The following is a 24,898-nucleotide window of genomic DNA, read 5'->3' as shown; positions in this document are numbered from 1 at the left end:
ACCATGCCGCACGCGCGCGCGCCGTTTCGACCCGATGCACCGGATGCCTCGCCTCGCGCGGGCGAGCCGGGGCGCGACTTCGCGTTCACCGGCGCGGATTTCGCGCGCATTCGCGCGCTGATCCACCAACGCGCGGGGATCTCGCTGTCCGAGCACAAGCGCGACATGGCGTACAGCCGTCTCGCGCGGCGCTTGCGGGCGCGCGGCCTCGACACGTTCCGCGACTACCTCGACCTGCTCGAACAGGAAGACGATCCGCTCGAGTGGGAAGCGTTCACCAATGCGCTGACGACGAACCTGACCGCGTTCTTCCGCGAGGCGCACCATTTCCCGATCCTGTCGGATTTCGTGAAGTCGCGCCCGGCGCCGGTATCGGTCTGGTGCTCGGCCGCGTCGACCGGCGAGGAGCCTTATTCGATCGCGATCACGCTGATCGAGGCGCTCGGCGAATCGGCCGCGCGCGGCGCGTCGATCCTCGCAACCGATCTCGACACGCAGGTGCTCGCGAAGGCCGAGGCCGGCATCTATACGTACGACCAGGTCAAGCACCTGGCGCCCGAGCGGCTCAAGCGCTTCTTCCTGAAGGGCACCGGCGCGCAGGCCGGCCGCGTGAAGGTGCGCCCGGAGCTGCGCGCGATGATCCGCTTCGAGCAGTTGAACCTGACCGATGCGGACTACGGGATCGCGAAGCCGTTCGACGCGATCTTCTGCCGCAACGTGATGATCTATTTCGACAAGCCGACGCAGGGGCAGGTGCTGTCGCGCTTCGAGCCGCTCGTGAAGCCGGGCGGGCTGCTGTTCGCCGGCCATTCGGAAAACTTCACGTACGTGACGCAGGCGTTCCGGTTGCGCGGGCAGACCGTGTACGAACTGACCCGCGATGCCGCACCGGGCCTGCGCTCGCGCGGCGCGCCGGCGCCGGCGATGCCGTCCGCCGCGCGCGCTGCCGCCGGCGCCGCGGCGGCATCTGGAGCGCGTGGATGAGCGCCCTGCCGATCGCGACCAATCGCTACTTCGACAACCACTTCGGCCGTCCCGGCGTGAAGCTGCTGCCGAACGAGTTCTACACGACGTCCGAGGACATGGTGCTGATGACCGTGCTCGGCTCGTGCGTCGCCGCGTGCCTGCACGACCCGTATGCGGGCATCGGCGGGATGAACCACTTCATGCTGCCGGACGACGGCGCCGATCCGGGCGCGGCCGCGTCGGAATCGATGCGCTACGGCGCGTATGCGATGGAAGTGCTGATCAACGAGATGATCAAGGCCGGCGGGCGCCGCGAACGCTTCGAGGCGAAGGTGTTCGGCGGGGCGGCCGTGCTGGCCGGGATGACGACGATCAACATCGGCGACCGCAACGCGGATTTCGTGCGCCGCTACCTGGCGCTGGAGCGCATCCGCATCACGGCGGAAGACCTGCAGGGCGTCCATCCGCGCAAGGTCGCGTTCATGCCGCACGACGGGCGCGCGATGGTGAAGAAGCTGCGGCTGCAGGTGCCGGGCGTGACCGAGCGCGAAGCGGCGCTCGCCCGCGAGGCCGAGCGCGCCGGCGCGGCCCGGGCGCGTCCGCAGGTCGAGCTGTTCGCGGCGAAGCGTGCGGCTCCGCCGCAGCCGGCGCGGCCGCGCATCGAGCTGTTCGGCGCGCGCGGCGCGGCGCCGGCCGGCGGCGTGCGGGCGGCGAACCTATCAAGAAAGCAGGAGGCATGACCGCAGTGCAGAAGATCAAAGTATTGTGCGTCGACGATTCGGCGCTGATCCGCAGCCTGATGACCGAGATCATCAACAGCCAGCCCGACATGACGGTGTGCGCGACCGCGCCCGATCCGCTCGTCGCGCGCGAGCTCATCAAGCAGCACAACCCGGACGTGCTCACGCTCGACGTCGAAATGCCGCGCATGGACGGGCTCGACTTCCTCGAGAAGCTGATGCGCCTGCGGCCGATGCCGGTCGTGATGGTGTCGTCGCTGACCGAGCGCGGCTCGGAGATCACGCTGCGCGCGCTCGAACTCGGCGCGGTCGACTTCGTCACGAAGCCGCGCGTCGGGATTCGCGACGGGATGCTCGACTACGCGGAAAAGCTCGCCGACAAGATCCGCGCGGCGTCACGTGCGCGCGTGCGCCAGGCGCCGCAGCCGCAGGCGGTCGCACGCGCGGCGGACAGCCAGGTGGCCGCGCCGCTGATCAACAACCCGCTCGTCAGTACCGAGAAGCTGATCATCATCGGCGCGTCGACGGGCGGCACCGAGGCGATTCGCGAAGTGCTCACGCCGCTGCCGCCGGATGCGCCGGCCGTGCTGATCGCGCAGCACATGCCGCCCGGCTTCACGAAATCGTTCGCGCAGCGGCTGAACGGCCTGTGCCGGATCGCGGTGAAGGAAGCCGAGCACGGCGAGCGCGTGCTGCCGGGCCACGCGTATATCGCGCCGGGCCACGCGCATCTGTTGCTCGCGAGAAGCGGGGCGAACTATATTGCGCAGCTGTCGGACGAGCCGCCGGTGAACCGGCACCGCCCGTCGGTCGACGTGCTGTTCCGCTCGGCGGCGACGCACGCGGGCAAGAACGCGATCGGGGTGATCCTGACCGGGATGGGCCGAGATGGCGCGGCCGGCCTGCTGGAGATGAAACGCGCGGGCGCCCACACGTTCGCGCAGGACGAAGCCAGCTGCATCGTGTTCGGGATGCCGCGCGAGGCGATCGCGCTCGGCGGCGCGGACGAGATCGTGCCGCTCGCCGAGATGAGCCGCCGCGTGATGGCGCGTCTCGCGACGATGGGTGAGCGCGTACAGCGCGTCTGAATGGAATGTCACGGGGCGCGTGCCACGATACGCGTCCCGACGGAAACGAATCTGGAAAGGAACGACGATGGACAAGAGCATGAAAATCCTGGTGGTGGACGATTTCCCGACGATGCGCCGGATCGTCCGCAACCTGCTCAAGGAACTGGGCTATTCGAACGTCGACGAGGCCGAGGACGGTGCGGCCGGCCTCGCGCGGCTGCGCGGCGGCGGTTTCGATTTCGTGATTTCCGACTGGAACATGCCGAACCTCGACGGTCTCGCGATGCTGAAGGAAATCCGCGCGGACGCGACGCTCACGCACCTGCCGGTGCTGATGGTCACGGCCGAGTCGAAGAAGGAGAACATCATCGCGGCCGCGCAGGCGGGGGCGAGCGGCTACGTCGTGAAACCGTTTACGGCCGCGACGCTCGACGAGAAGCTGAACAAGATCATCGACAAGATGGCGAAGGCCGGGAGCTGACGTGAACGAGCCGATCCATGCCGCGCTGACGGGCGCCGGGTTCAGCGCCGACGGCCAGGCCGAAGGCGCCGATTTCGCGAGCGACCGCATCCTCGCGCGCATCGGCCACGTCACACGCACGCTGCGCGATTCGATGCGCGAGCTGGGGCTCGACAAGCACGTCGAGCGGGCAGCGGAAGCCGTGCCCGACGCGCGCGACCGGCTGCGCTACGTCGCGACGATGACCGAGCAGGCCGCCGAGCGCGTGCTGAATGCGATCGAGGTCGCGAAGCCGATGCAGGAGCGCATCCAGAACGAGGCCGAGGCGCTCGACACACGCTGGGCGCAGTGGTACGCGGCGCCGATCGAGCACGCGGAAGTGCGCGAGCTGATGGACGATACGCGCGCGTTCCTGCGCACGCTGCCCGAATCGACGGCGGCGACCCGCGCGCAACTGCTCGAAATCATGCTCGCGCAGGATTTCCAGGACCTGACCGGGCAGGTGATCAAGAAGATCATGGACATGGTCTACCTGATCGAGCAGCAGCTCCTCACCGTGCTCGTCGAGAACATCGCGCCCGAGCGGCGCGAGCAGTTCGCGGCCACCGCGGCCGCGTTCGCGGCCGAGCAGATGAGCTCGACCGGCAGCCCCGAGTCGCTGCTGAACGGCCCGCAGATCGCGCCGGAAGGCAAATCCGACGTGGTCCAGGACCAGGGGCAGGTGGACGACCTGCTCGCCAGCCTCGGCTTCTGACCCGGCCGCATGCATCGGCGCGCCGCCTGCGGCGGCGCCGCCCGGTGCATGCGCCCCGCGTTCCCCGCCCCCGCGTTCCCGCCCCCTCGGTGCCGCGCAGCCCGGCGCGTCCTGCGTCAAATTGACACTTCGACACACGCAGCAGGCATACTACGCGTCAGCAGCAACGGAGCGTCATTCGTACGATTTCATATGTTGGCAGGCGGCGCGGGCCCGATGGCCGTGCCGCCGGCTACGAAGCCAGTCCCTGGGGGGGAACGTGAAGCTGAAACGTTTGGGCTGGACCGTCGCGCATGCGACGGCTGCAGTGGGTGTGCTGTGGAGCGTCCACGCACACGCGGAACTGGGCGGCGCGCCGATGTCGCCGCCGTCGGACGATCAGGCCGCGACCGTGCGTGCGCTGCAGCGCGCGATGCGGTCGGCAGACGGCGTGCAGACGAGCACGGCCGCCTATACCGTCCGCGAGATCACGCTCGGATCGGGCACCGTCATCCACGAATACACGTCGGCCGCGGGCAGCGTGTTCGGCCTCGCGTGGCAGGGGCCGACGATGCCCGATCTCGCGTCGCTGCTCGGCAGCTATTTCCCGCAGTACACCGCCGGCGTCCAGGCGGCGCACAAGGCGCGCGGCTGGCGCGCGCCGGTGTCCGTCGACACGAGCGGCCTCGTGATCCGCACCGGCGGCCACATGGGCGCCTTCTCGGGCCAGGCATGGCTGCCGGCGGCGCTGCCTGCCGGCCTGGCCGGCACCGACATCCAGTGACAGCGGGAGAGCGATCTTGAGAATTCCTCGTACATTCAAGCGCTGGCTGCGCGTGCTGGGCCTCGCGGCGGCGACGGCCGTCCTCGTGACGGCGTGCGGCGGCGGCGACGGCGGTGGCGGCGGCAGCAGTGCGGGCAACGGCGGCAACGGTGGCAACGGCGGTTCGGGCGGCTCCGACGGCAATTCCGGCAACACGGCCGTCATCACCGTCAACACCGGTGTCGCGAACGTGATCAACATCCCGACCATCAGCCTGAAGGTCTGTGCGCCGGGCACGTCGAACTGCCAGGTGGTCAACAACGTGCTCGTCGATACCGCGTCCTACGGGCTGCGGCTCGTCGGCAGCGCGGTGTCGGGCGTGCTCGGCAGTCTCCCGCAGGTGACGAGCGGCGGCGCACCGGTGGCCGAGTGCGGCAAGTTCGTGTCGAGCTATACGTGGGGGTCGGTGCGCACGGTCGACCTGTCGATCGGCTCCGAGCAGGCGGGCTCGCTGCCCGTACAGATCATCGGCGATCTCGGCACGACGAACGTGCCCAGCTCGTGCACGAACGGCGGCACATCGGCCAATTCGGCGAGCGCGCTCGGCGCGAACGGGATCCTCGGCATCGGGCCGGCGCCGGTCGATTGCGGCACCACCTGCGCGACGTCGACGTCGACGAACAACAACTACTACGCGTGCCCGAACGGCGACAACGCGAGTTGCACGGTCGCGCTCGTGCCGATCGCGCAGCAGGTGGCCAACCCGGTGCATCGTTTCGCCGACAGCAACGGGGTGAGCGTGACGATGCCGAGCATTTCTAACAGCGGGCAGGCCAGCGCGACCGGGACGCTGACGTTCGGCCTGCCCGACCTGAGCGGGAAGACCGTACTGACGTCCACCACGACGGGCGACGTCAGTGCGTCGTTCCTCGGGCGCAACGTGACCGCGTTCTTCGATACCGGTTCGAACGCGTACTTCTTCAACGATTCGTCGCAGACGGTCTGTTCGAAGAACACGCAGTTCTACTGCCCGGCGGCGGCCACCACCTATTCGGCGACGCTGAGCGGACAGAACGGCGCAGCCGGCGCGGTATCGATGCCCGTCACGAACGCGGATTCGCTGTTCGCGAACCCGTCGACGTTCGCGTTCAACGACATCGCGGGCCCGTTCGGTTCGTCCAGCTGGCTCGACATCGGCATGCCGCACTTCTACGGCAAGACGATCTACTTCGGGATGGACAAGACCGCGAGCGGCGGCGCGCAGCCTTTCGTCGCGTTCTGACGCGGCGCGGCGCGGCCGGATGCAGGATGAAGGGGGCGAGCGATCGCCCCCTTTTTTATGCGCGCGCCGCGTGCGGCACGACGGGTCGGACCGTTGCGCTGCCGGGTACTGACCTGGCGCCTACGATGTAATACCGGCACCCGTGCCGGCACGACATCGAGGAGGCAGCGCCATGAGCCCGCGCATACAACGCATCACGCCATTCCTGTGGTTCGACCGCGACGCCGAGGCGGCCGCCGGTTTCTACGTATCGGTGTTCGATCACGCGCGCATCGTGCACGTCGCGCGCTACGGCAAGGCCGGCGCGCACGCGTCCGGCAGCGCGGAGGGCGCGGTGATGACCGTCGCGTTCGAGCTCGACGGACAGGCGTTCGTCGCGCTGAACGGCGGCCCCGCGTTCCAGATCACGCCGGCCGTGTCGTTCGTCGTCAACTGCCGCGACCAGGACGAAATCGACCGCTACTGGGCGCGCCTGTCCGAAGGCGGCGACGAACGCGCGCAGCAGTGCGGCTGGCTGCGCGACCGCTTCGGCGTGTCGTGGCAGGTTGTGCCGGTCGAGATGACCGAGCTGATGACGGGCGATCCGGCGCGCACGGAGCGCGTGATGGCGCAGGTGATGACGATGAAGAAGCTCGATCTCGGCGTGCTGCGGCGAGCGGCGGCGGGCTAGGGGGCGCGCGCCGGCTGCCGCGTGTGAGAACGGGCTCCGGGCGCCGCGGGCGCCCGTGACCGGCGGGTACGGACGCTGGAGCGGTGGCCGGCCTTCGCGCACCGCGCGGAGGGTCGAGGAGGCGATGGGCGGCCCTGTACGCGGTGTTCGATCCGGATCGCGTCGGCCGGCGCAGCCGGCGGCATCGACCGCCACCGACTCGATCTCGACGACCGGCATACCCCCCGCCTCGCGGGCGTGCCCCGCCATTCCCCGTTTCCGCGCGTTTTCCCCGCTTCACTGGCCGCCGCCGCGTCCGGAACCGGCCCCCGCCGGCGCCTCCGGCGACACGTCTTTCCGCCGCGCCGCACGCGGCCGCATCCCCCGTCCGGCCGGGTTCGCACCGGGCCCGCCCGATTCCCCGAAATACCCCCCTTTCCCGGCTTTGCTCGACCGATCGGCGTTTGACGCGTCCATGAATAATCGGTGTCACTGGAAAGCGGCATTCCGCCGTACCCGACTGGAGGCCCCGTGGCAGACGAGAGCGATCTCGACAAGACCGAAGCCGCCACTCCCAGGCGCCGCGAGAAGGCGCGCGAGGAGGGGCAGGTCGCGCGTTCGCGCGAACTGGCTTCGTTCGCGCTGCTCTCGGCCGGGTTCTACGGTGCGTGGCTGCTCGCGGGCCCGTCGGGCGGGCATCTGCAGGCGATGCTGCGCGGCGCGTTCACGTTCGATCGCGCGACCGCGTTCGACACCCGCCGGATGCTGTCGGCAGCCGGCAGCGCGAGCCTCGAAGGCTTCGCCGCGCTGCTGCCGATCCTCGCGCTCACCGGCGTCGCCGCGCTGCTCGCGCCGATGGCGCTCGGCGGCTGGCTGATCTCGCAGAAGACGTTCGAGCTGAAGTTCGACCGCCTCAACCCGATCTCGGGCCTCGGCCGGATCTTCTCGATCCAGGGGCCGATCCAGCTCGGGATGTCGGTCGCGAAGACGCTGGTGGTCGGCGGGATCGGCGGCATCGCGATCTGGCGCAGCAAGGACGAACTGCTCGGCCTCGCGACGCAGCCGCTCGGCGTCGCGCTGCCCGATGCGCTGCACCTGGTCGCCGTGTGCTGCGGTACGACGGTCGCCGGGATGCTGGTGGTCGCCGGGCTCGACGTGCCTTACCAAATCTGGCAGTACAACAAGAAGTTGCGCATGACGAAGGAAGAAGTGAAGCGCGAGCATCGCGAGAACGAAGGCGATCCGCACGTGAAGGGGCGCATCCGCCAGCAGCAGCGCGCGATCGCGCGCCGCCGGATGATGGCGGCCGTGCCGAAGGCCGACGTGGTCGTCACGAACCCGACGCACTTCGCCGTCGCGCTGCAGTACACGGACGGCGAGATGCGCGCGCCGAAGGTCGTCGCGAAAGGCGTGAACCTCGTCGCCGCGCGCATCCGCGAACTCGCGGCCGAACACAACGTGCCGCTGCTCGAAGCGCCGCCGCTCGCGCGTGCGCTGTATCACAACGTCGAACTCGAACGCGAGATCCCCGGCTCGCTGTACTCGGCCGTCGCCGAAGTGCTCGCGTGGGTCTACCAGTTGAAGCGCTTCCGTTCGGAAGGCGGCGCGTTCCCGGCGGTGCCGGTCGATCTCGACGTGCCGGCCGAACTCGACAAGGGCGCGTCGGTGTCCGCCGCCGACGAACGCGAAGAAGCCGACGACACGCTCGGCCAGCCGGGGAACGCAGCATGAGCACCCCGACCACCGGCCTGTTCGCCAAACGCGCGAACCCGTTCGCGGGCACCAACCTGCGCGCGCTCGCGGGCCCGATCCTCATCTGCATGATCCTGGGGATGATGATCCTGCCGCTGCCTCCGCTGCTGCTGGATCTGCTGTTCACGTTCAACATCGCGCTGTCGGTGATGGTGCTGCTCGTCAGCATGTACACGATGAAGCCGCTCGATTTCGCGGCGTTCCCGAGCGTGCTGCTGTTCTCGACGCTGCTGCGCCTGTCGCTGAACGTCGCGTCGACGCGTGTCGTGCTGCTCGAGGGCCACACGGGCCCGGACGCGGCCGGCCAGGTGATCGAGGCGTTCGGCCACTTCCTCGTCGGCGGCAACTTTGCGGTCGGCATCGTGGTGTTCGTGATCCTGATGATCATCAACTTCATGGTGATCACGAAGGGCGCGGGGCGGATCGCCGAAGTGTCCGCGCGCTTCACGCTCGACGCGATGCCCGGCAAGCAGATGGCGATCGACGCCGACCTGAACGCCGGCCTCATCAACGAGGAACAGGCGCGCAAGCGGCGTCTCGCCGTATCGCAGGAAGCCGAGTTCTACGGGTCGATGGACGGCGCGTCGAAGTTCGTGCGCGGCGATGCGATCGCCGGCCTGATCATCATGGCGATCAACGTGATCGGCGGGCTGATCGTCGGGATGGTCCAGCACGACATGACGTTCGCCGCCGCCGGCACGAACTACACGCTGCTGACGATCGGCGACGGCCTCGTCGCGCAGATCCCGTCGCTCGTGATCTCGACCGCGGCCGGCGTGATCGTGTCGCGCGTCGCGACCGACGAGGACATCGGCACGCAGATCACCGGCCAGCTGTTCACGAACCCGCGCGTGCTGAACATCACCGGCGCGATCATCGTGCTGATGGGGCTGATCCCCGGGATGCCGCACTTCGCGTTCCTCGCGCTCGGCGCCGGCGCGATCTGGCTGGCGCGCACGCAGACGCGGCGCGCGGCGGCCCGCAAGGCGGCCGGCGACCTGACCGACATCGCGCCGCCCGCCGTGCTGCCGTCGGACAGCCACGAGGCGACCTGGGACGACGTGCAGCTGATCGACCCGCTCGGGCTGGAAGTCGGCTACCGGCTGATCCCGCTGGTCGACAAGAACAGCGACGGCGAACTGCTCAAGCGCATCAAGAGCATCCGCAAGAAATTCGCGCAGGAAATCGGCTTCCTGCCGCCGGTGATCCATATCCGCGACAACCTCGAACTGCGGCCGAACGCGTACCGGATCGCGCTGAAGGGCGTCGAGATCGGCGTCGGCGAAGTGTTCCCCGGCCAGTGGCTCGCGATCAACCCTGGCCAGGTGACGGCCGCGCTGCCGGGCGCCGCCACGCAGGACCCGGCGTTCGGGCTGCCGGCCGTGTGGATCGACGTCGCGATGCGCGAGCAGGCGCAGGTGTACGGCTACACGGTGGTCGACGCGAGCACGGTCGTCGCGACGCACCTGAACCATCTGGTCGTCCAGCACGCGGCCGAGCTGCTCGGCCGCCAGGAAGTGCAGGCGCTCGTCGAGCGCACCGGCAAGGATGCGCCGTCGCTCGTCGAGGACCTCGTGCCGAAGACGATCTCGCTGACGACGCTGCAGAAGGTGCTGCAGAACCTGCTCGAGGAAGGCGTGCCGATCCGCGACATGCGCACGATCCTCGAGGCCGTGTCCGAGCATGCGGGCCGCGGCGACGCGTTCGAGATCACGGCCGCGGTGCGTCTCGCGCTCGGCCGCGCGATCACGCAGCAGTGGTATCCGGGCGCCGGCGAAATGCAGGTGATGGGCCTTGACTCGAATCTGGAGCGCGTGCTGTCGCAGGCGCTCGCCACCGGCGCGAACCCGGGCCTCGAACCCGGCCTCGCGCACAACCTTCTGACCGGCACGCAACAGGCGATGCTGCGTCAACAGAATCTCGGGCTGCCGCCCGTGCTGCTCGTGCAGCACGCGCTGCGCGCGATGCTCGCGCGTTTCCTGCGCCGCAGCCTGCCGCAATTGAAAGTGCTGTCGTATGCCGAAGTGCCGGACACACGCACGATCAAGGTCGTTAACGTCATCGGGGGTTCCGCTTGAACATTCGCAAATTCACCGGCGCAACGAGCCGCGACGCACTTCGTCTCGTGCGCGAGGCGCTCGGCGCCGACGCGGTCGTGCTGTCGAACCGCACGCTCGATGACGGCAGCGTGGAAATCGTCGCACTCGCCGATTCGGACCTGGCCGCCGTGGCGCCGCCGGCTGCGGCACGCCCGCGCATCGCCGCGTCGCGCGCGCCGGATTCCGTGCCGGCCGCCGCGGTGCCGGGCATCGTCGCGCGCCCGGGTGCGACGTCGGCCCGCCCGGTGGTCGCCAATCCGTATGCGGCAGGCGAAGGCGGGTTGCCGGACGTGTTCTCGTCGGTATTCGGCGCCAGCGCCGATGCGCAGGACGCGCACGACCCGGTCGCGCCGCCTTCGATCGACGCGGCTGCGCCGGCGGACATGCCGTCGGTCGCCGCGCCTGCCGCCGGTGCGCCGGCCGCGACCTCCGAACCCGCGCCGTGGCTGGTCGAGCACGCGAAGCGCCTGACGCAGCAGCGCGACGCGCTGATTGCCCGGGCGCACGCGGCGCCCGCCGTGCCGCAGGCGAGCGCGCCGGCCGCGCCGGCCGCCGCGAGCGCGACGCCGCCCGACTGGGCACGCGACATCGTGCGCGACGCCGAGCGCCGGATGCCGGCCGCGGCCGTGCGCACGCCCGACCCGGGTGCGACGCACGCCGCGAAGGCGGCCGAACGCACGCGCCTGTCCGCCGATGCGGCCGCCGCGGTCGCCGATGCGGTGAAGTCGCGCATCGAGCGGATCGTCAACGATACGGTGATGCAGGAGCTGGGCGAGTTGCGCGGGATGATGGAAGCGCAGTTCGACAACCTGATGTGGCACGACCGCCAGCGTCGCAGCGCCGTGCATGGCGCGCTGACGAAGCACCTGTTCGCCGCCGGCTTCTCCGCGCAGCTCGTGCGGATGCTGGTCGACAACCTGCCGGCGGGCGACGGCGCGCAGACCTTCGAGCAGGCCGTCGACTGGGCGCAGTCGGTGCTCGCGTCGAACCTGCCGGTGCTCGACAGCGAGGACGCGCTGATGGAGCGCGGCGGCGTGTTCGCGCTGATGGGGCCGACCGGCGTCGGCAAGACCACCACCACCGCGAAGCTGGCCGCACGCTGCGTGATGCGCTTCGGCGCGAGCAAGGTCGCGCTGCTGACCACCGACAGCTACCGGATCGGCGGCCACGAACAACTGCGCATCTTCGGCAAGATCCTCGGCGTGCCCGTGCACGCGGTGAAGGACGCGGGCGATCTCGCGCTCGCGCTGTCCGAGCTGCGCAACAAGCACATCGTGCTGATCGACACGATCGGCATGAGCCAGCGCGACCGCGCGGTGTCCGACCAGATCGCGATGCTGCACGGCGCGAACGCGCCGGTGCAGCGCCTGCTGCTGCTGAACGCGACGAGCCACGGCGACACGCTCAACGAAGTCGTGCAGGCGTATCGCAGCGCGGGCGAGCATCCGGACCTCGCCGGCTGCATTCTCACGAAGCTCGACGAGGCGACCCACCTCGGCGGCGTGCTCGACACGGTGATCCGCTACAAGCTGCCGGTCCACTACGTGTCGACCGGCCAGAAGGTGCCGGAGAACCTGTACGTCGCATCGACCCGCTTCCTGCTGAAGAGCGCGTTCTGTGTACCGCGCGACGGCTCGCCCTTCGTGCCGCAAGACGACGACATGCCGACGCTGCTTTCCGCACTGACCGCACGTTCCACCGCCGAGCTGCACGAGGTGCGATTTGGATAAACGAACCATCGACCAGGCCGAAGGGCTGCGGCGCCTGCTGGCCGGGCGCGCGTCGCGCATCGTCGCGGTGACGGGCGGGCCGGCGAGTGTCGGCTGCACGTCCACCGTCGTGAACCTGGCGGCGGCGCTCGCGTCGCTCGGCAAGGACGTGCTCGTCGTCGACGAGCGCGCCGACGTGCATTCGGCCAGCGCGACGCTCGCGGGCGCATGGCTGCGCGACGGCGAGCGCACGCGGGTCGCGGCCGGCTTCGGCCTGTGCGCGGCCGCGCGGCTCGCGCGGGCCGGCTACACCGGCGCGCAATTGAGCGACTTCATCGACGGGCCGTCCGACATCGTGCTCGTCGACGCGCAGCTCGGCGCCGACGGATCGTTCTCGGCGCTCGCGCGCGAAGCGCACGACGTGCTGGTCGTCACGCGGGTCGCCGCGCAGGCGATCACCGAGGCGTACGCGTGCATGAAGCGGCTTCATTACGCCCATGCGGTCGCGCAGTTCCGCGTGCTGACCAATCACGTCGGCAGCCCCGCGGACGCGAAGGTCGCGTTCGACAATCTCGCGGGCGTCGCGAGCCGCTACCTGGCGGTATCGATCGCCGATGCGGGCTGCGTGAGCGCCGATCCGCTCGTCGAGCATGCGCGCGAGCTGATGCGTGCCGCGGTCGACGCGTTCCCGTCGTCGGCCGCCGCGCGCGACTACCGGCAGATTGCCGCCGACCTGCTGTACTGGCCGATGCGCCCGCGCTCGGGCGCGGGTGCGGGCCGCGCCGTGCACGCGGGCGGCAAGCCGTCGTATGAGGCGGGCGCGGCACACGCCGCGTGAGCGCCATCGGAAGGAGAGGGGCCATGATGTACAACGCTCAAGGAAAGATGTCCCAGGCCGACGTGCTCGCGCAATATGCGCCGCTCGTACGGCGCCTGGGGCTGCAGCTCGTCGCGAAGATGCCGGCGAGCGTCGACCTCGACGATCTGATCCAGGCCGGCATGATCGGCCTGATGGACGCGGCCGGCCGCTACAAGGAGGACCAGGGCGCGCAGTTCGAGACCTACGCGACGCAGCGCATCCGCGGCGCGATGCTCGACGAGCTGCGCAGCAACGACTGGCTGCCGCGCAGCCTGCGCAAGACGTCGCGCGAAGTCGAGCACGCGGTGCACCAGATCGAACAGCATCTGGGCCGCTCGGCGACCGAGACCGAGATCGCGCAGCACCTGAACATGCCGCTCGACGAGTATCAGGGGATGCTGCAGGACCTGCACGGCAGCCAGCTCATCTACTACGAGGATTTCGACCGCGCGGCCGACGACGAGCCGTTTCTCGACCGCTACCGTGTCGATCACGCCGATCCGCTGTCGGCGCTGCTCGACGAGCACCTGCGCGAAGCGCTCGTCGAGGCGATCGAGCGGCTGCCGGAGCGCGAGAAGCTGCTGATGTCGCTGTACTACGAACGGGGTCTGAATCTGCGCGAGATCGGCGCGGTGCTCGAAGTGAGCGAGTCGCGCGTGTGCCAGCTGCACAGCCAGGCCGTCGCGCGCCTGCGCGCGCGGCTGCGCGAACAGGCGTGGGTCGGCGCGGAGTCCTGACCCTTTCTTGACGCCCGCGCGCGCCGATGCCGCGCGGCGCATGCGCATTTCGCGCGCCGATTTGCTACAATCCCCTCCGTTTTCCGAGGAGCGTTGCGACGGACCTCCTGTGTCCGCCAGGCTCGGAAGGCTTCACCAAGCAGTCGTGCGGCACAACCGCGCCGGCTCCGCTTCCTGAACGGCGCTCACGTCACCAATCTAGAAACTTTTTAGAAAGGAGGGCGTGATGAACGCCATTATCGATTCCAAGGCTTCCCAGGATTACGTCGTCGCCGACATGGCGCTGGCCGGCTGGGGCCGCAAGGAACTGAACATCGCCGAGACCGAAATGCCGGGCCTCGTGCAGATCCGCGACGAATACAAGGCGCAGCAGCCGCTGAAGGGCGCGCGCATTGCCGGCTCGCTGCACATGACGATCCAGACGGGCGTGCTGATCGAGACGCTGAAGGCGCTCGGCGCGGACGTCCGCTGGGCGTCGTGCAACATCTTCTCGACGCAGGACCACGCGGCTGCCGCGATCGTCGAAGCCGGCACGCCGGTGTTCGCGTTCAAGGGCGAATCGCTCGACGAATACTGGGAGTTCTCGCACCGCATCTTCGAATGGCCGAACGGCGAATTCGCGAACATGATCCTGGACGACGGCGGCGACGCCACGCTGCTGCTGATCCTCGGCGCGAAGGCCGAGAAGGACCGTTCGGTGATCGCGAAGCCGACCAACGAGGAAGAAGTCGCGCTGTACAAGTCGATCGCGAAGCACCTCGACGCGGACCCGACCTGGTACTCGACGCGCCTCGCGCACATCAAGGGCGTGACCGAAGAAACCACGACCGGCGTGCACCGCCTGTACCAGATGGAAAAGGACGGCCGCCTGCCGTTCCCGGCATTCAACGTGAACGATTCGGTCACGAAGTCGAAGTTCGACAACCTGTACGGCTGCCGTGAATCGCTGGTCGACGGCATCAAGCGCGCGACCGACGTGATGATCGCGGGCAAGGTCGCGGTCGTCGCGGGCTACGGCGACGTGGGCAAGGGCTGCGCGCAGTCGCTGCGCGGCCTGGGCGCGACCGTGTGGGTCACCGAAATCGACCCGATCTGCGCGCTGCAGGCGGCGATGGAAGGCTACCGCGTCGTGACGATGGAATACGCGGCCGACAAGGCCGACATCTTCGTGACGGCGACCGGCAACTACCACGTGATCAACCACGATCACATGAAGGCGATGCGCCACAACGCGATCGTCTGCAACATCGGCCACTTCGACTCGGAAATCGACGTTGCGTCGACGCGCCAGTACCAGTGGGAAAACATCAAGCCGCAGGTCGACCACATCATCTTCCCGGACGGCAAGCGCGTGATCCTGCTGGCGGAAGGCCGCCTCGTGAACCTCGGCTGCGCGACCGGCCACCCGTCGTTCGTGATGTCGAACTCGTTCGCGAACCAGACGCTCGCGCAGATCGAGCTGTTCGTGCGCGGCAGCGAGTACGAGAACAAGGTGTACGTGCTGCCGAAGCACCTCGATGAAAAGGTCGCGCGCCTGCACCTCGCGCGCATCGGCGCGAACCTGTCCGTGCTGTCGGACGAGCAGGCCGCGTACATCGGCGTGCAGAAGGACGGCCCGTTCAAGCCGAACCACTACCGCTACTGATCCGATGCGCCGCCGGCTGCCGCGGTGCGCCTTCGGGCGCTTGCGGCGGCCGGCGGCGGCCACTGATCGTACCGATCGACAACCGAACCGGAGCACTCCATGAGCGTCATCCTCACCTGGGTCATCAACGCGCTCGCGCTGCTGATCATCACGTACCTCGTGCCGTCGATCCACATCAAGAGCTTCGGCACGGCACTGATCGTCGCGGTCGTGCTCGGCCTGATCAACACGGTGATCCGTCCGGTGCTGATCCTGCTCACGCTGCCCGTCACGATCGTCACGCTCGGGGTGTTCATCCTCGTCGTGAACGCGTTGTGCTTCTGGTTCGCGTCGTCGCTGCTGAAGGGCTTCGAGGTGTCGGGGTTCTGGTCCGCGTTCTTCGGTTCGATCCTGTACAGCATCGTGTCGTGGCTGTTGTCCGCACTGATCTTCGGTCAGCGCGACATCGGCTGAGCATGGGCGTGTTCCCACCGAATCATGAAACCGATCGAACTCTCGTTTGAATTCTTCCCGCCGAAGACGGCGGAAGGCGTCGAGAAGCTGCGCACCACGCGTGCGCAGCTGTTGCCGCTGAAGCCGAAATTCGTCTCCGTGACGTTCGGCGCCGGCGGCTCGACGCAGCAGGGCACGCTCGATACCGTGCTCGACATGCAGAAGGACGGCCTCGAGGCCGCGCCGCACCTGTCGTGCATCGGCTCGTCGCGCGACAGCCTGCGTGCGATCCTCGACCAGTACCGCTCGTACGGCATCCGGCACATCGTCGCGCTGCGCGGCGACCTGCCGTCCGGGATGGGCGCGGTCGGCGAGCTGCGCTACGCGTCCGAGCTCGTCAGCTTCATCCGCGCCGAGCATGGCGACTGGTTCCACATCGAGGTGGCCGGCTATCCGGAGTACCACCCGCAGGCGCGCTCGCCGAAGGCCGATCTCGAGAATTTCGCGCGCAAGGTGAAAGCCGGCGCGAATTCCGCGATCACGCAGTATTTCTTCAACGCCGACGCGTATTTCCGCTTCGTCGACGATGCGCGCAAGCTGGGTGTGGACGTGCCGATCGTGCCGGGCATCATGCCGATCACGAACTTCTCGCAGCTGATGCGCTTTTCCGAGATGTGCGGCGCCGAAGTGCCGCGCTGGGTGGCGCGCCGGCTCGAGAGCTTCGGCGACGATCGCGAATCGATCCGCGCGTTCGGCGCGGACGTCGTCACCGGCCTGTGCCAGCGCCTGATCGACGCGGGCGTGCCCGGGCTGCACTTCTATACGCTGAACGCGGCGGCCGCGACGCGGACGATCTGCGAACGGCTCGACGGGTAAGCGCGCTCACGCGCTGCCTGCGTGAAAGCCCCGCCGGTTCGTGCCGGCGGGGCTTTTTTTTCGGCCCGCCTGCGCGGCGGGGCCGCGTGCGTCAGCGCTGCGCCTGCATCAGCGGCGGGCGGCGGTCCAACCACGGCCGCGCCTGTTCGAGCTGCCGCGCGAGCCTGAGCAGCAATCCATCGTCGGTGTGACGCGCGGCGAACTGCACGCCGATCGGCAGCCCGCGCGCGTTCCAGTAGAGCGGTACCGACATCGCCGGCTGGCCGGTCAGGTTGAACAGCTCGGTGCAGCCGGCCCACGTGAACGCCTTTTCCGACGACCTCGCGAGCATTTCCTTCAACAGCGGCTTCACCGGGAGCGCCGCGAGCACCTTCATCTGCGCGGTCTCGTACGGCGTCGGCTGCAGCTCGCCGATCTTCACCGGCGGGCCCGCGAGCGACGCGCACAGGATCGCGTCGTAGCGCGACACGAGGCCGGACACCTGCACGGTGAGCTGGCGCTGCCATTCGAGCACGTCCGGCAGCCGCGTGCGCGCGAGGCGCCGGCCGACCACGGCCATCGCCCACGTCGCCGCTTCGAATTCGCCGCGCTTCGGCGTGCGGCCGGTCAGCGCACGCGCGCCGAGCACCATCTCCTCGGCGATCGTCGCCCAGAGCGTGAGGAAGGTTTCGGCCGCGCGCGCGTAGTCGACGTGCAGCGTCGCCGGCTCGACGTGGTGGCCGAGCGATTCGAGCAGCGCCGCGGCGTCGTCGAGCGCGGCGCGCGTGTCGTCGGCGAGCGCCGGCGCGAGCATCGGGTCGAGCACGAGGCCGATCCGCAGCGGGCCGGGCGGCGTGTCGAGTTCGCCGAGGAACGTGCCGGGCGCGCCGCTCGGCAAGGTCTGGCCCGTCGTCACGTCGAGCAGCAGCGCGCTGTCGCGCACGCTGCGCGTGACCGCGTGCTGGACCACCAGCTCGCCGTTCGACGGCAGGTCGACGAGTACCGGGTTGCGGCTCGGCTTCAGGCCGAACAGCCCGCAGCACGACGCCGGAATGCGGATCGAGCCGCCGCCGTCGGACGCGTGCGCGAGCGGCACGATGCCGGCCGCGACGGCCGCGGCCGCGCCGCCGCTCGAGCCGCCGGGCGTGTGATCGAGATTCCACGGATTGCGGCACGCGCCGAACAGCTCGGGTTCGGTGTACGGCATCTGGCCCATCTCCGACGTGTTGGTCTTGCCGAACACGTTGAGACCGGCCGCGCGGCTGCGCGCGATCACCGGCGAATCGTCGGCGGGCACGAAATAGCGGTAGTGCCGGCTGCCCATCGACAACGGCAGCCCGGCGACCGCCGCGCCGAGATCCTTCACGAGATACGGCACGCCGGCGAACGGCGCGCCGGCGCCGCCGTCGGGCGCGGCCGCCGCGCGCTGGCGCGCGGCTTCATAGTCCTGCAGCACGATCGCGTTGATCGCGCCGTTGACCGCTTCGGCCTGGCCGATCGCGGCGTCGAGCAGCTCGCGCGGGCTCGCCTTGCGTTCGCGCACCAGTGCGGCGAGGCCGATCGCGTCGTGCGCGAGATAGTCCGAGTGCATCGCTGTCACCCCCGTTGTGACTCGTGGCGATGTCGGCAGCATAACGCGGGCCCGCTGTGCGGACCCGCGAACGGCCGTTTTTAGAGGTGCTCGGCGAGGAAGGTCAGCGTGCGGCCGTGCGCGAGCGCCGACGCGCGCTGATGGTACGACGCGCGGTCCGTGCAGTTGAAGCCGTGCTCGGCGCCCGGATACACGTGGAACGACGCATGGCCGTGGCCGGCGAACGCGGCCTTCACCTGGTCGACCGCCGTGAGCGGGATGCCGTGGTCGTTTTCCGCGTAGTGGAACAGGATCGGCTGCGTGATCTTGCCGGCGAGGTCGAGTGCGTTCTGGATGCCGCCGCCGTAGTACGCGACGGCCGCGTCGATCTTGCCGGTCGCGGCCGCGCGGTAGGCGAGCTGGCCGCCGAAGCAGTAGCCGATCGCGGCGACCTTGCCGTCCACTTCCGGGCGTGCGCGCAGCGCGTCGGCCGCTGCGCCGATGTCCGCGACCGCGAGGCCCACGTCGGTCTTTTTCATCAGCTCGATGCCTTTGTCGCGATCCGCGCCTTCGTAGGTCAGCTCGACGCGCGGCTGCGTGCGCCAGAACACGTCCGGCGCGAGCGCGACGAAGCCGTCGGACGCGTACTGGTCGGCGACCGCGCGGATGTGCGAGTTCACGCCGAAGATCTCCTGGATGATGATGACGGCGGGGCCTTTGCCGCGCTTGGGCAGCGCGAGATAGCCGCCGAAGCTGTCGTTACCGGTCGGGATGTCGATCCATTGGGCAGTCACGTTCTGAACTCCTGGCGAACGGGGTGCGCGGTGCGCGCCCCGGGGTGGAATAGGGCGGCCTAGTGTGCCACCGATCGTGAGTCGGTGCAGGGCACGCGAGCGCTTCTCGCGCAGCGATCGTTTCAATCTCGATTATTCATTTTTCGGCGCTGCGCCGCTTCGATAGAGTCGATGTGCCGGCCTTTACAAAGCGCTTTCGCGCATCGTCATCGAAGGATTCGCCATGTCCGCCCGTCTGCTCTCCACCCCCTTTTCCGAACGCTTCGGCCTGCGCCTGCCGCTCGTGCAGGCGCCGATGGTCGGGTCGACCACGACCGCGATGGTCGTCGCCGCATCGAATGCCGGCGCGCTCGGCAGCCTCGGCGCCGGCGCATTCGCGCCCGAGCGCATCGCGGCCGAAGTCGACGCGATCCGCGCGGCGACCGATCGCCCGTTCGCGATCAACCTGTTCGTGCTGCCGGACACCGCGCCCGATGCGGCGACCGTCGCGCGCGCACTGGCCGCGATCGACCCGCTGAACGCGACACTCGGCTTGCCGCCGGGCACCGCGCCCGCCCGCTACGCGCCCGACTTCCGCGCGCAGCTCGACGCGCTCGTCGCGCTGCGCGTGCCGGTGGCGAGCTTCACGTTCGGCGTGCTCGATGCGGCCGACGTCGCACGCCTGAAGGCCGCCGGCACCTACGTGATCGGGACGGCGACGCACGTGGCCGAAGGGCTCGCGTGGCAGGCGGCCGGCGCCGATGCGCTGTCCGCGCAAGGCGCCGAGGCGGGCGGGCATCGCGGCACGTTCATCGGTTCGGCCGCCGACGCGCTGATCGGCACGTTCGCGCTCGTGCCGCAACTGGTCGATGCGACCGGCCTGCCGGTGCTGGCCGCCGGCGGCATCATGGACGGGCGCGGGATCGCGGCCGCGCTCGCGCTCGGCGCGCAGGGCGCGCAGCTCGGCACCGCGTTCCTCACCTGCGCGGAAAGCGCGATCGCGCCGGACTGGAAGGCGCGCCTGCTCGCGAGCACCGATACGTCGACGCAGGTCACGCGCGCGATCACCGGCCGCCACGCGCGCGGGCTGCGCAACACGCTGATGGCCCGGCTCGGCGAACGCTTGGCCGACGTCGCGCCGTATCCGGTGCAGAACGCGCTGACGCAGCCGCTGCGCCAGGCCGCCGCACGCGCGAACGACGGCGACTACCTGTCGCTGTGGGCCGGGCAGGGCGCACCGCTCGCGCGGCGGCGCGGCGACGCGCCGACGACGTCGCAGCTCGTGGCCGCGCTCGATGCCGAATGGCGCGCGGCGGTGGCCTGAATCGTTCATATCGGACGACGAAACGCGCGTTGTCACGCGCGTTTCATTCAATGATCCCGGGCACAAAATACCGAATCGAAATGCCGCGGGAATGTTTTAAAACGACCTTTCACCGAGTCGCCTGGAATTAGCGGAAACCCTTATCCGGCGGGCCTCGCAGGGATATTCGAGGAGTCGTTCCAAAGTGCGCGTATCGGTAGTGTTACCACTACCCCAAAAAAGTCCCACAAATTAATTTGATCACCTACACTTGCGCGCAAGTACGGACGGGCGGCTGCTAAAAGCGGCTGTTTTCACGTGCTTGAGGCCAAGTGCATGAACGATGCAACCGGCGAATCGTCCAGTGAATGCAAGCACAGGGATGGCAACGGGGCACCGGGCGATGGCGTTTATTGGGACCGAAACTGGAGACTTACATGAATATCAAAATGCAGAAGCTGTTGCCGATCACCGCAGCGGCGATGCTGTGCGTTGCAGCTGCAGGCAACGCGGCCGCCGATCAAGTCGTGAAGATCGGTCACGTCGCGCCTTTGACGGGCGGCATTGCACACCTGGGCAAGGACAACGAAAACGGTGCGCGTCTCGCAGTCGAGGAGATCAACGCGAAGGGTCTCACGATCGGCGGCCAGAAAATCACGCTGCAACTCGACCCGCAGGATGACGCGGCCGACCCGCGGCAGGCTACGCAGGTTGCGCAGAAGCTCGTCGACGACAAGGTCGTCGCGGTGGTCGGCCACCTGAACTCGGGCACGTCGATCCCGGCCTCGAAGATCTACAGCGATGCGGGCATCGTGCAGATCTCGCCGTCGGCGACCAACCCGGCCTACACGCAGCAGGGCTTCAAGACCACGTACCGCGTGGTGGCCACCGATGCGCAGCAGGGCCCGGCACTCGCGAACTACGCGCACTCGAAGGGCATCAAGAGCGTGGCCGTGGTCGACGATTCGACCGCGTACGGCCAGGGTCTCGCGAACGAGTTCGAGAAGAAGGCGAAGGCGCTCGGCCTGAAGGTGATGTCGCACGACGCGACGAACGACAAGGCGGTCGACTTCCGCGCGATTCTCACCAAGATCAAGGGCGAGAACCCGGACGCGATCATGTACGGCGGCATGGACGCCACCGGCGGCCCGTTCGCGAAACAGGCGAAGCAGCTCGGCCTGCGCGCGAAGATCTTCGCGGGCGACGGCGTGTGCACGGAAAAGCTGGCCGACCTGGCCGGCGACGCGACCGACAACGTGGTGTGCTCGGAAGCCGGTGCGTCGCTCGAGAAGATGCCGGGCGGCGGCGCGTTCAAGGCGAAGTACGAGAAGCGTTTCGGCCAGCCGATCCAGATCTACGCACCGTTCACGTATGACGCCGTGTACATCATCGCCGACGCGATGAAGCGCGCGAACTCGACGGACCCGGCGAAGATCCTCGCGGCGATGCCGGCGACGAACTACACGGGCGTGATCGGCACGACGACCTTCGACTCGAAGGGCGACCTGCAGCACGGCGTGATCTCGCTGTACAACTACAAGGGCGGCAAGAAGTCGCTGCTCGACGAAGTGAAGATGTAACGCAACAAGCGGTCGCAGGAGGGGTGAAAGCGCGCATGCGGTAACGCATGCGCGCTTTCTTTTGGGCCGGCGGAGGCCGCCGCGCCGTCAGATCTTCAGGTGGGCGAGCACCTTCGGCGCGATGATCGCGACGAGCGCCGCGCACAGCGCGACGACCGACAGGCCGATCGTCAGGTTCGCGGCCTGCGCGACCGCGCCGATCACGACCGGACCGAACAGCAGTCCGAAATACGCGAGCCCGGCCACATGCGCGAGCCCTTCGGCCGCGTGGATGCCTTTCACGCGCGCGGCGGCCGCGAACAGCACGGGCATCATGTTGGCCAGGCCGAGGCCCATCATCGTGAAGCCGATCAGCACGGCCGCCGGATTCGGCAGCAGCAGCGCGCCGATCATCCCCGCGCACGCGAGCGACGCGCTCGCGAATACGAGCTGCGGCGCGCCGAAGCGCGCGCGCACGGCGTCGCCCGCGAAGCGCGCGGCGGCCATCCCGCCCGAGAACGCCGCATACGCGGCGCTCGCGAGCGCGGGGCTCGCCGCGACGACGTCGCGCATGTAGACCGTCGCCCAGTCGTACATCGCGCCTTCGGCGATCAACGCGATCAGCGCGATGCCGCCGAGCATCCACAACGCGGGCGAGCGCCAGCGGTTGCCGCCGCCGTGCGCCTGTTCGTGATGCGGCACGTGCGGCAGCACGGCCGGGCTCGCCGCCACCAGCACCGCGGCGCTCACCGCCGCCGCGAGCGCGAGATGCGCGGCCGGCGCCATGCCCGCCGACAGCAGCGCGCCGCCGGCCGCCGCGCCCGACATCCCGCCGATGCTGAACATCCCGTGCAGCGACGACATGATCGGCTTGCCGAGCGCGATCTCGACCGCGCTGGCCTCGGCGTTCATCGCGACGTCGAGCGTCGCCATCGAGAAGCCGAACAGCGCGAGCACCGCGAGCAGCATCCAGTAGTCGGGCACGACGAGGATCAGCGCCGCGCACGCGGACATCACGAGCCCGCCGACGAGGCACGCGGTGCGCGAGCCGACGCGTGCGATCCAGCGCGCGATGGTCAGCATCGCGGCGATCGAGCCGCCGGCGACCGCGAACAGCGCGATCGACAGCAGGCCGGGGCTCAGCGCGAACTTGTCGCGCACGGTCGGCACGTGCACGCCCCACGACGCGTACATCATGCCGGCGACGAAGAACAGCGCCATCGACGCGGTGCGCGCGCGCTGGCGGGCCGGCAGCGACAGCACGCGGTGCGCGTCGGGCGGCGCGGCGAACGGGGACGACGATTCGGGGGAAGAGGATTCGGACACGGAAAGGCTCGTCAAAAGGAATGCGCGGACGCACGCGGCGCCCGTCGGACCTGTCCGATTCTATCGAACCGCTTACGATCGTGCCGGGCGATGGCCGTTTGGTGGAGGGGGCGGTGGGTGGAGACCGGGTGGCGCGGCAGCGCTGCGACCCGTCGCCCGTGTTCGCCCCCGTCGGCCGTTCGACCGATGCGCGACACCCCGCGCCCGCGGGTAACATCGAAGCGCATGGCGTGCCCGGCGCGCCGCCCTTCGACCGCAGGAGTCCCCTTGAACATCGATCCCGCTCTCGCCCTGCATCTGCTGCACCGCTGCGCACTCGGCACGCTCGCCACCCATGTGCGCGATCCGCAGGGCTTCCCGTATCCGACGGTCGTCCCGTTTGCACCCGATGCAAGCCATCGCCCCGTGATCCTCGTGAGCGGCCTGGCGGAGCACACGCGCAATCTGGTCTGCGATCCGCGCGCGGGCTTCCTCGTCGTCGACGCCCCCGGCGGCGACGTGCTGAACGCCGAGCGTGCGACGCTGCTCGGCCGGTTCGTGCCGCTCGGCGACGATCCGCACGTCACCGCGCGCTACCTTCGCTACGAGCCGGACGCCGCGCGCTATCTCGCGCTCGGCGATTTCACGTTCTGGGCGCTCGATGTCGAGCGGCTGCGCTATATCGGCGGCTTCGGGCGCATGGGCTGGGTCGACGGCACGCATCTCGATGCGCTGCCGCCGCTGGCTTTCGACGAGGAACAGGCGTTGTGGGACGCATACGAAACCGGCGAGGGCCGCCGCGACGGGCTCGAACTGCTCGGCGTCGATCGCCACGGCGCCGACTGGCGATACGAAGGCCGCCGCGTGCGGTCACCGTTCGAGATGCCATCGGCCGACGCGGGCGCGTTGCGCGAACGGCTGATCGCCTGCGCGCGAGATGTGACGTGACGTCGCGGGTAGCGACTCGTCCGCGTTTTGTCCGTTTACCGAACCGCGCCATCCGATTTTCGTAAAGTTGTCGTCCGATGAAAGCTTCGATTTTTCCGAATGCGGGTAATTGCGTATGTTGATAGACCGAATAGCCAATGGCTAATGTCCTGATCTCTGTGTAAGAACGTAAAAATTTGAGAAAAGGCCGCGACCGGTCAAAATGACACGAGTGAATTTCAATTCACCTCGGGATTTTCATGAATCTCGCTTCTATCAAATCTTTTTTGTGCTAATCTCTGCCTTCGAAAATCCGAGGCACATATATTTCATGAATGGTGAGCTGGCTCAGACCGGCGCCATTAGTCAGATAGAAAGGGAAACTATGTCTTCTTACAAGGACCTGCTGGCCCAGCGGGAGAAGCTGGAGAAGCAAATCGAAGAAGCGAAGTCGCGTGAATACGCTGAAGTGCTGAATGACGTGAAGCAGAAAATTGCCGACTACGGCTTTTCGCTCGCCGAACTCGGCCTCAGCCGCGCGAAGGCAGGCAAGGTTGGCCGTCCGCGCGCCGGCGTCGCCGCGAAATACCGCGATCCGGAAACGGGCGCGACGTGGTCGGGCCGCGGCAAGCCGCCGCGCTGGATCGCGGGCAAGAACCGTGAACAGTTTGCGATTTAAACGTTTGTTTAAGTTGCCTGCGCTTCAAAAA

General features: G+C 68.7%; 23 protein-coding genes and 1 riboswitch. Of the genes, 20 read left to right on the top strand and 3 right to left on the bottom strand.

Translation table 11 applies throughout. From position 1 onward, the window contains the following. The first annotated feature begins 3 nt into the window (after positions 1-3). From HWX08_RS26970 to metF, 16 genes are all read left to right on the top strand, one after another. A complete protein-coding gene (locus tag HWX08_RS26970; RefSeq protein ID WP_174923194.1) occupies positions 4-984 on the top strand; it encodes a CheR family methyltransferase in 981 nt (326 codons plus the stop codon). Further along, positions 981-1,706: a chemoreceptor glutamine deamidase CheD gene (gene cheD, locus HWX08_RS26965; protein ID WP_069255471.1), complete on the top strand. Its 726-nt coding sequence runs from the start codon at positions 981-983 to the stop codon at positions 1,704-1,706. Before HWX08_RS26970 ends, cheD begins: the two co-directional genes overlap by 4 nt. Then, positions 1,703-2,794 (top strand): protein-glutamate methylesterase/protein-glutamine glutaminase, encoded by a 1,092-nt coding sequence (locus HWX08_RS26960; protein WP_107314411.1) that lies wholly within the window; start codon positions 1,703-1,705, stop codon positions 2,792-2,794. Before cheD ends, HWX08_RS26960 begins: the two co-directional genes overlap by 4 nt. 67 nt (positions 2,795-2,861) lie before the next feature. Further along, the gene (gene cheY, locus HWX08_RS26955) at positions 2,862-3,257 is read left to right on the top strand and encodes a chemotaxis response regulator CheY (RefSeq protein ID WP_011350601.1); all 396 of its coding nucleotides are present in this window, start codon (positions 2,862-2,864) and stop codon (positions 3,255-3,257) included. Between the two features lies 1 nt (position 3,258). Further along, entirely contained in the window at positions 3,259-3,990 is a 732-nt protein-coding gene (gene cheZ, locus HWX08_RS26950) for a protein phosphatase CheZ (protein WP_069255473.1), read from the top strand. Between the two features lie 259 nt (positions 3,991-4,249). Next, a complete protein-coding gene (locus HWX08_RS26945) occupies positions 4,250-4,753 on the top strand; it encodes a DUF2844 domain-containing protein (protein ID WP_069255474.1) in 504 nt (167 codons plus the stop codon). Between the two features lie 16 nt (positions 4,754-4,769). Beyond that, on the top strand, positions 4,770-6,014 hold the full coding sequence (locus tag HWX08_RS26940) for a DUF3443 family protein (RefSeq protein WP_174923196.1): 1,245 nt from the start codon (positions 4,770-4,772) through the stop codon (positions 6,012-6,014). Between the two features lie 172 nt (positions 6,015-6,186). Continuing rightward, on the top strand, positions 6,187-6,684 hold the full coding sequence (locus HWX08_RS26935) for a VOC family protein (RefSeq protein WP_107314414.1): 498 nt from the start codon (positions 6,187-6,189) through the stop codon (positions 6,682-6,684). A 510-nt stretch (positions 6,685-7,194) separates the two neighbouring features. Continuing rightward, positions 7,195-8,394 (top strand): flagellar biosynthesis protein FlhB, encoded by a 1,200-nt coding sequence (gene flhB / locus HWX08_RS26930; protein ID WP_069255477.1) that lies wholly within the window; start codon positions 7,195-7,197, stop codon positions 8,392-8,394. After that, on the top strand, positions 8,391-10,493 hold the full coding sequence (gene flhA, locus HWX08_RS26925) for a flagellar biosynthesis protein FlhA (protein ID WP_069255478.1): 2,103 nt from the start codon (positions 8,391-8,393) through the stop codon (positions 10,491-10,493). Before flhB ends, flhA begins: the two co-directional genes overlap by 4 nt. Beyond that, on the top strand, positions 10,490-12,244 hold the full coding sequence (gene flhF, locus HWX08_RS26920) for a flagellar biosynthesis GTPase FlhF (protein WP_175807098.1): 1,755 nt from the start codon (positions 10,490-10,492) through the stop codon (positions 12,242-12,244). Before flhA ends, flhF begins: the two co-directional genes overlap by 4 nt. Further along, entirely contained in the window at positions 12,237-13,061 is an 825-nt protein-coding gene (locus HWX08_RS26915; RefSeq protein ID WP_174922502.1) for a P-loop NTPase family protein, read from the top strand. The genes flhF and HWX08_RS26915 overlap by 8 nt, the downstream gene beginning before the upstream one ends. Before the next feature lie 23 nt (positions 13,062-13,084). Next, positions 13,085-13,819 carry an RNA polymerase sigma factor FliA gene (locus HWX08_RS26910; protein WP_069255481.1) on the top strand — a complete coding sequence of 245 codons (735 nt, stop codon included), beginning with the start codon at positions 13,085-13,087 and terminating at the stop codon, positions 13,817-13,819. A 79-nt stretch (positions 13,820-13,898) separates the two neighbouring features. Continuing rightward, positions 13,899-14,013, top strand: a riboswitch (S-adenosyl-L-homocysteine riboswitch). A gap of 32 nt (positions 14,014-14,045) precedes the next feature. Further along, a complete protein-coding gene (gene ahcY, locus HWX08_RS26905; protein WP_069255482.1) occupies positions 14,046-15,464 on the top strand; it encodes an adenosylhomocysteinase in 1,419 nt (472 codons plus the stop codon). A 99-nt stretch (positions 15,465-15,563) separates the two neighbouring features. Beyond that, complete coding sequence (locus HWX08_RS26900) at positions 15,564-15,917, top strand: phage holin family protein (RefSeq protein ID WP_011882923.1); 354 nt, start codon at positions 15,564-15,566, stop codon at positions 15,915-15,917. Between the two features lie 24 nt (positions 15,918-15,941). Beyond that, positions 15,942-16,772, top strand: a complete 831-nt coding sequence (gene metF / locus HWX08_RS26895) for a methylenetetrahydrofolate reductase [NAD(P)H] (protein WP_174922503.1) — start codon at positions 15,942-15,944, stop codon at positions 16,770-16,772. Positions 16,773-16,863: 91 nt separating this feature from the next. On the opposite strand, the gene HWX08_RS26890 is transcribed toward metF, so the two are convergent. Then, on the bottom strand, positions 16,864-18,342 hold the full coding sequence (locus HWX08_RS26890) for an amidase (protein ID WP_174922527.1): 1,479 nt from the start codon (positions 18,340-18,342) through the stop codon (positions 16,864-16,866). A gap of 80 nt (positions 18,343-18,422) precedes the next feature. Further along, entirely contained in the window at positions 18,423-19,115 is a 693-nt protein-coding gene (locus tag HWX08_RS26885; protein WP_069255485.1) for a dienelactone hydrolase family protein, read from the bottom strand. Positions 19,116-19,338: 223 nt separating this feature from the next. On the opposite strand from HWX08_RS26885, the gene HWX08_RS26880 reads away from it, so the two are divergent. Together HWX08_RS26880 and HWX08_RS26875 are read left to right on the top strand one after the other, a co-directional pair. Further along, entirely contained in the window at positions 19,339-20,418 is a 1,080-nt protein-coding gene (locus tag HWX08_RS26880; RefSeq protein WP_174922504.1) for an NAD(P)H-dependent flavin oxidoreductase, read from the top strand. A 416-nt stretch (positions 20,419-20,834) separates the two neighbouring features. Further along, positions 20,835-21,977, top strand: a complete 1,143-nt coding sequence (locus HWX08_RS26875) for a branched-chain amino acid ABC transporter substrate-binding protein (protein WP_069255487.1) — start codon at positions 20,835-20,837, stop codon at positions 21,975-21,977. A gap of 87 nt (positions 21,978-22,064) precedes the next feature. On the opposite strand, the gene HWX08_RS26870 is transcribed toward HWX08_RS26875, so the two are convergent. Then, a complete protein-coding gene (locus HWX08_RS26870) occupies positions 22,065-23,282 on the bottom strand; it encodes an MFS transporter (RefSeq protein ID WP_174922505.1) in 1,218 nt (405 codons plus the stop codon). A gap of 267 nt (positions 23,283-23,549) precedes the next feature. Between HWX08_RS26870 and HWX08_RS26865 the strand changes: the two genes are divergently transcribed. Both HWX08_RS26865 and HWX08_RS26860 read left to right on the top strand, forming a co-directional pair. Next, positions 23,550-24,209, top strand: coding sequence for a HugZ family pyridoxamine 5'-phosphate oxidase (locus HWX08_RS26865; protein WP_174922506.1), 660 nt, complete (start codon positions 23,550-23,552; stop codon positions 24,207-24,209). Between the two features lie 364 nt (positions 24,210-24,573). Continuing rightward, positions 24,574-24,867, top strand: coding sequence for an H-NS histone family protein (locus HWX08_RS26860; protein WP_006491875.1), 294 nt, complete (start codon positions 24,574-24,576; stop codon positions 24,865-24,867). The last annotated feature ends 31 nt before the right edge of the window (positions 24,868-24,898 follow it).

The sequence above is a fragment of the Burkholderia metallica genome (assembly GCF_902832845.1).
Classification (GTDB): domain Bacteria; phylum Pseudomonadota; class Gammaproteobacteria; order Burkholderiales; family Burkholderiaceae; genus Burkholderia; species Burkholderia metallica.
The sequence above is the reverse complement of the archived record's forward strand: the minus strand, read 5'-3'. Positions and strand labels throughout refer to the sequence as shown.